At 65.7% G+C, this 7,345-nt stretch carries 7 protein-coding genes; 3 read left to right on the top strand and 4 right to left on the bottom strand.

What is annotated here, in order from left to right; genetic code table 11:
- The 4 genes from PKD89_RS16265 to PKD89_RS16250 form a co-directional block, all read right to left on the bottom strand.
- The coding region (locus PKD89_RS16265; protein ID WP_324332537.1) for a DUF4157 domain-containing protein at positions 1-1,027 on the bottom strand (1,027 nt) is incomplete at its 3' end.
- A gap of 16 nt (positions 1,028-1,043) precedes the next feature.
- Positions 1,044-1,808: a hypothetical protein gene (locus PKD89_RS16260; protein WP_289010948.1), complete on the bottom strand. Its 765-nt coding sequence runs from the start codon at positions 1,806-1,808 to the stop codon at positions 1,044-1,046.
- A 155-nt stretch (positions 1,809-1,963) separates the two neighbouring features.
- Positions 1,964-2,542, bottom strand: coding sequence for a hypothetical protein (locus tag PKD89_RS16255; RefSeq protein ID WP_289010947.1), 579 nt, complete (start codon positions 2,540-2,542; stop codon positions 1,964-1,966).
- 2 nt (positions 2,543-2,544) lie between these two features.
- A complete protein-coding gene (locus PKD89_RS16250; RefSeq protein ID WP_324332538.1) occupies positions 2,545-3,777 on the bottom strand; it encodes an eCIS core domain-containing protein in 1,233 nt (410 codons plus the stop codon).
- Between the two features lie 167 nt (positions 3,778-3,944).
- Between PKD89_RS16250 and PKD89_RS16245 the strand changes: the two genes are divergently transcribed.
- The 3 genes from PKD89_RS16245 to PKD89_RS16235 all read left to right on the top strand — a co-directional run bounded on the left by PKD89_RS16245 (position 3,945) and on the right by PKD89_RS16235 (position 7,337).
- Positions 3,945-4,526, top strand: coding sequence for a Pvc16 family protein (locus PKD89_RS16245; protein WP_289010945.1), 582 nt, complete (start codon positions 3,945-3,947; stop codon positions 4,524-4,526).
- A 299-nt stretch (positions 4,527-4,825) separates the two neighbouring features.
- A complete protein-coding gene (locus tag PKD89_RS16240; protein ID WP_289010944.1) occupies positions 4,826-5,368 on the top strand; it encodes a hypothetical protein in 543 nt (180 codons plus the stop codon).
- Positions 5,369-5,384: 16 nt separating this feature from the next.
- Complete coding sequence (locus PKD89_RS16235) at positions 5,385-7,337, top strand: phage tail sheath family protein (protein WP_324332536.1); 1,953 nt, start codon at positions 5,385-5,387, stop codon at positions 7,335-7,337.
- Positions 7,338-7,345: the final 8 nt, after the last annotated feature.

Here is a 7,345-nt window from a genome sequence, read left to right as displayed (position 1 = left end):
CCTCAGAGAAATACGAGGCGTCGTCCTGGATCTTGACGAGCCGGTCGACGTCGGCGGTCATCGCGGTGACGGTGGCTGCGCTCGCCGTCGGTGAGGCGAGCGCTGTAGCGGGCGCCACCATCGGGATGGGAGACGGCTGCTGGGAGAACCTCGTCTGCCGTAGGCGTCCGGCATCGTCGCGGACGTAGGTGACGGTCCAGTCGGCCGGAGCCTGCAGCAACATGATGTCGAGGATCGGCGACAACTCGGCGGCGACCTCCGTCCATGACCTCCACGTCGTGCCCGAAGGGCGCGGACGCTTCGGATCCTGCTTCTCGAACCCCGGGATCAACTCGCGGTCGGTGCGGCGAACGGTCAGGACCACTCCGGCGTAGCCGGCGCTGTCGGTTTCGACGACCACCTGGGTGAACGACTCGAGGGCGGTCTGGCGCTGTCGGGCCAGACGCTGCGGAGCGGATTCGGCAGGAGGGTCGACCGTCGCTGTCTTCGACTGGCGCCAGGTGACCGAGAGCGCGGAGTGGCCTTGCTCGATGTGCGCCAACTCGTGGGCGATCAGCGCGTCGCCGCGTGGTGTGCCCGGTCGGTACTCGCCCTGGTTGAAGAAGATGTGGCTGCCGTAGGTGAAGCCTCGGGCGTCGACCGATTCGGCGAGCGTCGCTGCTAGCGCGTCGTCGTGGATCCGCACCTCGCCGAAGCCGAAGCCGAAACCCAGCTCGAAACGCCTTCGGGCCGCACCGCCGAAGATCGAACCGCCGGAGCCGGCGATGACGTCGGGTGCTTCTGTCGGAAGCTGAGCTCTCGAAAGTCCGAAGCGGATGGCCCCCGGTGGCTCGGTCGGGGCGAGCACCTCCCGCGCCCTGGCTGCAGCGGCCACCTCATGGGCGTCATTGCTCGGAGCGACGAACATGGCCCACGCGGGCACCAGCAGTTCTCGACCTACCGCCCTGTACGGTCCTGCGCGAGCCGACGATCGCTCGACCGGCTTGGCCTGCGGTTCGGCGGTTTGGCGACCAGCGGGTTCAGCCACGACCCGACCTCGTCTCTCAAGGGTTGATCGGCGGCTCCTTTGGAGCGAAGGCCGACAACAGGAGGAGTTGCTGGGACGGGTCACCGTACGCGGCGACAAGCTTGGTCAAGCGGGCGACCGACAGCGACGTCGCCGCCTTCGCCAGAGACGCGGCCGACGCGTTGGTCTGCGCATCGGTCACGCGGCTCAACGCCTCGTCGAGGTCGGCTGGCAACGTCTTGATCCTGTCAAGATTTGCCCTGAGCGCCTTGAGTTGCTGGGCCCGGAGTGTCGTCCGGCGATACCTCGTCGAAGCGTCCGCCGACGTGCCGGCGGCGTCGGACGCTCCGGCCGAGGCGATTGCAGCGACCGTCGTGTCGCGGCGAACGACGACCCGATCGAAATCCGCGAGCGCGGCGGCATGCTCAGATGCTGCCACCGACTCGGCCTCCTCGGCAGCGGCCGCCGCTGATTGGGCATCCTTTAGCTGCTTCTCGATGTCAGCGATGCGTTTTGCCAACCCCGTGAACTCGCCGTCGATGGACGTCATCTGCTCGTCGGTGAGGGTGCCCGTAGCTGAATCGAGGTCGCCGCTGTTGTCTTCGTCGAGCTTGGCGAGGTCCTTGGTGGCGGCCGCAGCGACGTCGTCGGCGACCAGAGCGGCCTTGGCCGTGGCGACCTGCTCGCGCCGCGCCGTCGACTCGGTAACCAGCCGGTCAAGGCCGCCGCCTCGCTGGAGCGCGATCGTCGATTCGTCACGTGCCTGCTGTGCCTGATCTGCGATGTCGAGGAGATTGTCCATACGGCGCTCCTTTGCCAACGGTCGATGGTTCTCGAACCATGCGCTCGCCAAGGTCGCGTCAGCGTCACCGAGAAGTCGCGGGCGGTCGAATCCGACGGGTTCCATGCGCCGCAGCGTGTCGGGCCGTCTCGTTCACCACTGAGCATCGAGCAGGTTCAGGGCCGGTAGCGGTACCAGTGGCGCGTCATTGCCAAGTCAATCTCATCGAACGGAAAGTCGTCGCTGTGGGCGCGCCGGAATCGCTCGAGGAAGATCACGATGGCAGCACCTTCCGCGGGTAGCACGTCGTCGAAGCGTGCGACGAAGAGAGCGTTCGGCGCGCCTGAGTCGAACCATTCGAGCTGCCGCGAGCGGAGCTCGTTCGTCAGTCCGGGATTACGCAGTGATTTCGGAGGCAACGAATCGAGGAGTTCGAAAGCTGCGCTCACGTCCTGTCTCGACGGCTCGGTCAGTGCACCGATCAGTTCCCCTGCGAAGACCGTGAGGGCGGGGTAGTCGACTAAGCAGAGTCGCATGAAGGCAGGAAGGAAGTAGAGGAACGCTGGTCCCGCCAGGCTCCACAGGTTGCCTTCGAACACGCTCGTGACATCATCTACGGAGAGGGTCGATGGCGAGAGGTCGCTATAACGGGCACGGAGCAGCGAGTCCGCTTCGACCATGTCGGGTGTGAAGACAGCCGAGAGCGCTGGCTTGGACCTGCTCGTAAACGCAGGTAGGAAGTCGGGAATTTCCACAGTCACATCGATGGTTGAAGCGCTCTGCCAAGCGCCGCGACGATCCCGATCAGTTCGGCGACTGCGGTGACGACCAGGGCTGATTCGGCGGCTGCGGCGACCGCTGCGGCGATCATCTCGGCCAGCGCCATGATTGCCATTACCAAGACTGCGAGCGCCGCAATGACGAGAGCGATGGCAGCAGCCGTCATCGCGACTGCGATCACCGCCGTGGCGGCGACTACCACCGATTCCATCATCTCGACGAGGCCCTGTGAACATTTCCCGTTGTTGAAGAACCTGTAGCAGCGGATCAGCATGTTGACCTTTCCCTGGATCTGTTGGCGATGACCGGTATCGCCCCCCCGGAAACAGGCAGTGGCCAAGGCAACCCGTGCTGCGATCTCGGCGGTGATGGCCGCAATCTTGAGGGCGAGAAGCTCGCACTTCTTTCCGGACGGGCCGACGCCGCACGGTCCGAGCATTGCTCCGAGCGTGCTCACCAGCGCCTTAGTCGCCTCTACCGAAAGCCGCGTTTGGAGGTAGGTCGACCAGTCGCAGTCGCCGGGTGGCATCATGCCGTCGCCGGGGAAACGCTGGACGAGTGAGCTGCGCGTCGCTTCTTCCCCACGTTCACCCGATCCACGTTGTTGGACCACGTGTGCTAGCTCGTGCGCCAGCAACCGAATCCCACCGGTCGTGGCCGGGTCGTAGGCCCCTCTGCGAAAGACGACATCGGTTCCGGTGGTGTACGCGAGAGCTTGGACCGATTGAGCGGCGGCGTCGGCCCCACTGTGGTCGTGTACACGAACGTCGCCAAAGTCGTGGCCGAAGCCGTGCTCCATGAACCGCTGGGTCGAGGGATCGAGCGGTTTTCCTGTGCCCAACGATCCGCCCTGGCCTCTAGGAGACGTGTCAGCGCCGGCGGAGATCCCATCTCGCTTGGCCACCACGTGCTCGGAATCTTCCTCGCGGTCGTCCTCCTCGCAGGCATCGCACTTGCGGAGTGTTGCGTCTGGGATCGCCCGTGTCAGTGGCCCTGCCAGCGAACCACGAACGACCTGGTCGGCTGCCTGGTCTGCCTCGCGTTCTAGCGGATGATCGGACGGACCGACCTTGAGCCTCGGCTGGGCCCACCTCGGGACACCTGCCTGACGCGTCGGTGAGAGAGTTCCGGACGTTCGGCGCGTCGGCGATCGGTCGCGCGCTTGGGTGGGCTCGTCGATTTGGGTGGGTTGTCGAATCAACGTTCTCATGGACACCTCCGGGACGTCGCATGCAATTCCAATCCTAGAGGCATTCTCGGCGATCGTCGCCCTCCGGCGCGTCACCGATCAGTCACGGCCCACGCAAACGTCGCACGTGACGCGGGGACGACTGCACCGCGACTGCGTCGCGACGCGATGCCGAGCACGGTGGGGCCATGGCGAGCTATCGGGGCATCGGGTCGGCGGCACAGGCCGTCATTGAGGTGCTCCGCGACTCTTGGGAGCCGGCGAAGTTCAACGGCTCACCGTTCGGTGCACAGCTGTGTCGCAGCCTTGACCTCCAGACACCGCCGATCGAATTCGGCTACAGCGTGTACGTCCCGAGCGTGGTCGTCGGTGGCGCCAGGCGGACCATGCCGCCGACCATTGAGGGACACCGCCGGTCGCTTCCGTTGGAGGCGACGTTGATCCTTACCGCATGGGCGGCCTCCGCCGAGCTAGAGCTCGACCTCATGGGTTGGGCGATGCTCGTGCTCGAGGAGAACGCAGTCCTTGGCTCGGCTCGGCTGAACGCCGCGGTGCCGGGTGTGTACCAACCGGCCGAGATCGTCGAGCTGGTCCCGGTCCAGATGTCACCCGACGAACAGTTCCGACTGTGGGACGTGCTGCCTTACGACCTCCAGTTGTCGGTCACCTACGTCATCCGGTCGATCCGGCTGCAGTCGGACCGGGTGGTCACTGACGCCGGGCCGGTGCTCGAACGCGAGTACCAGGTCGGGATTTTGGAGGACGTATGATCCTCGCCGATTCGCAGCGCTTCGTTCCCGGCGACGTAGTCGTGCGCCGCGCCTCTCTAGCTGTCAGGCCGATTGACGGCGGGAGGCCGACCCCGACACCCGTCGTCGACGGGGTCGAGGCGACCGCGTTTCCCTACGGGTCGCCGGCTTTCGCCCGAACGGCGAACAGCGGTCGCGGCAATGGGGTCATCGGCTTTACGGCGCTGCCCGGGCTCATGTTGTACGAGCGTGGTGACGGAGCGCGTGCTGAATGGTTAGGACCGAACCCCACGAAGCTGCAAGTTCGGTTCGTCGTGATCGTGAGCGATCGACTCGGAAGGTATCAGTCCTCGACCGACCTGATCGATGTTCCGGTCGGTCAGGTAATCGACGTCCCGATGTTCCCCGGACCCGATGCTGCGTCGTGGGCTCCGGGGACCGTCCGGCTGGTGGCGCAAGTGGTGCGTCGGGTTGGGGGAGCCGCCGTACCGGGAGCTGTGGTTGAAGCATCGACACCAGGTGGTGTGCTCGCTCGAGGAGTCACTGACGGCCGTGGAGCGGTGGCGCTCGCAGTGATCGCCGCGCCCGTCCCTGGTGAGCCGATCGACGCCGTCGGCGGCGCGTCGTTCCCCGTCGACATCGTGGTCCGCGCTGCGGCCATCGCCCCCGACACGACGGTCGCCCTCGGCGTGACCTACCCCGCCCCCTGGCGCATTCTGCTGAGACAGCCGCCCGCCACTGTGAACGACCTCGGCACGCCGGTCACCACCCTTCGCCGCACCGTGACCGGGCCCGCTCCGTTCGTCCTGTCCTCGAGCTCGGCCGTCGGAACCGCCGGCCAACTCGAGATCGACCCCGTCTGAATCAAGGAGACCGACCATGCCCGAGTACCTGGCGCCCGGCGTCTACATCGAGGAGACGAGCTATCGCGCCAAGAGCATCGAGGGCGTCAGCACCAGCACCGCTGGTTTCGTTGGACCGACGAGGACCGGCCCCGTCAGCGGCGAGCCCGAGATGCTGACGAGTTTCACCGACTTCGAACGGATCTACGGCGGACTTGAGGACCTCGGCGTCGGCGAACCCAACTACCTGGCGCACGGGGTCAAGGCCTTCTTCGACGAAGGCGGCCGTCGAATCTACGTGGTCCGGGTGTTCGGCGGCGACGTCGGGACAGGGACGGCGTTGATCGGATTGCCGGTCACTAAGGCGCCACCGGTGCCCTCGGCGACATCTCCGTTCTCGTTGAAGGCCCGGTTCCCTGGGACCGCCGGGCAAGTGCAGGTCACCTTCTCCCTTCAGGTCGGACCGAACCAGTTCTTCATTGCCGGCGCTGATCGGTCGCTCACCCGCATCCGTTCCGAGGACACTGTGGCGATCGTGGGGGCGACGGCTGTGAAGCTGGCGATCGCCCGCCAGAGCACCACGACCGGCGACTGGACCTTCACCGACGTCGAGTCGGGGACGCGCACGGTGATGAGTGCCGTCGACGTCAAGGCGACCGTGCATCTGGTGAAGATCCAAGTCGAGGTTGCCCGGCCGACCATCGACGCCCGCGGGCTTCCTGGATTTGGACAGCCCGAATTGCTCGGCGCGTTCAGCCTCTCCTCCGACAGCTCGGAAGGCCTGACCAAGGTCCTTGCCGTCTCTCCGCCGACCCGGGTCGAATCGCTCCAGCTTCCGATAGCGGTGGTGCCGACAAAGGCGCCGGCTCCAGGGACCGCGGTTGACGTGAAGGCGCTGGTGCAGGCGGTGTTCGGTACCGAGCCGGGGGCGAAGCCCGCCGCTCCACCTGCCCCCACCAACCCTCCCACTCCACCCGCACCGGTCGACCCGTTGGTCCAGAACGGTGTGCTCCGCGCCCCGCCGCTAACCGTCGTGCTGGCGAACGGCGGCAACGGCACTCGACCTTCTGTCATCGACTACCAGGGCCACGCTGATGGGGTGCCCGGCGATACGACCGGCGACACACTCTCCCGGTCGAAGAACGGACTGCTGGCCTTCGAAGGAGTCGAGGACATCTCGATTATCGCCTCGCCGGGATCGACTGGTCTGTTTGGGACCGACCCCGGAACCGCCATGGGGGTGCGCAATGCCCTAGTCGCGCACTGCGAGCAGATGCGGTACCGGGTCGCCGTGCTGGACACACCACCGGGAAGCCTTCCGAGCGAGGCCCGTACATGGCGCAACAGCGTGACCTCTGATGGCGGTCACGGTGCTCTGTACCACCCGTGGGTAGTCGTGCAGAACCCGTTCGACGGGTCCCGCCTAGTCTTGCCACCGAGTGGTTTCGTCGCCGGCATCTGGGCCCGCAACGATACCGAAAATGCAGTGTTCAAAGCGCCTGCCAACGAACCGATCCGCTCAGCCATCGAGCTCGAGTCGGCGGTGTCACGAGGACAACAGGAGATGCTCAACCCTGAAGGCGTCAACTGCTTGCGGTATTTCCCCGGCCGGGGAAATCGGGTGTGGGGGGCCCGGACGATCTCCGACGACCCAGAGTGGAAATACGTCTCGCTCCGCCGCTACTTCGCCTACCTCGAGCACTCGATCGAGCGCGGCACGCAGTGGGCGGTGTTCATGAACAACGGTGAGGCGCTATGGGCCAACGTACGCCGAACCATCGAGGAATTCCTGCTCAACGAATGGAAGACGGGCGGCCTGCTGGGAGCATCGGCGAAGGAGGCGTACTTCGTCGAATGCGAACGCAAAACAATGACTCAGAACGATCTCGACAACGGTCGGCTCGTCTGCAAGGTCGGTGTCGCCGCAGTGAAGCCAGCCGAGTTCGTCATCTTCCGGATCGGTCAATGGACCGCTTCCGCAACCAGCTAGGAGCGTGT

Origin of the sequence: Candidatus Neomicrothrix sp. (assembly GCF_035329545.1) — a bacterium.
Lineage (GTDB): Bacteria > Actinomycetota > Acidimicrobiia > Acidimicrobiales > Microtrichaceae > Microthrix > Microthrix subdominans.
The sequence above is the reverse complement of the archived record's forward strand: the minus strand, read 5'-3'. Positions and strand labels throughout refer to the sequence as shown.

Coding starts and splice junctions, on each gene's coding strand:
- PKD89_RS16250 (WP_324332538.1), bottom strand. CDS start 3,777: ATGAGAACGTTGATTCGACAACCCACCCAAATCGACGAGCCCACCCAA.
- PKD89_RS16235 (WP_324332536.1), top strand. CDS start 5,385: ATGCCCGAGTACCTGGCGCCCGGCGTCTACATCGAGGAGACGAGCTAT.
- PKD89_RS16260 (WP_289010948.1), bottom strand. CDS start 1,808: ATGGACAATCTCCTCGACATCGCAGATCAGGCACAGCAGGCACGTGAC.
- PKD89_RS16245 (WP_289010945.1), top strand. CDS start 3,945: ATGGCGAGCTATCGGGGCATCGGGTCGGCGGCACAGGCCGTCATTGAG.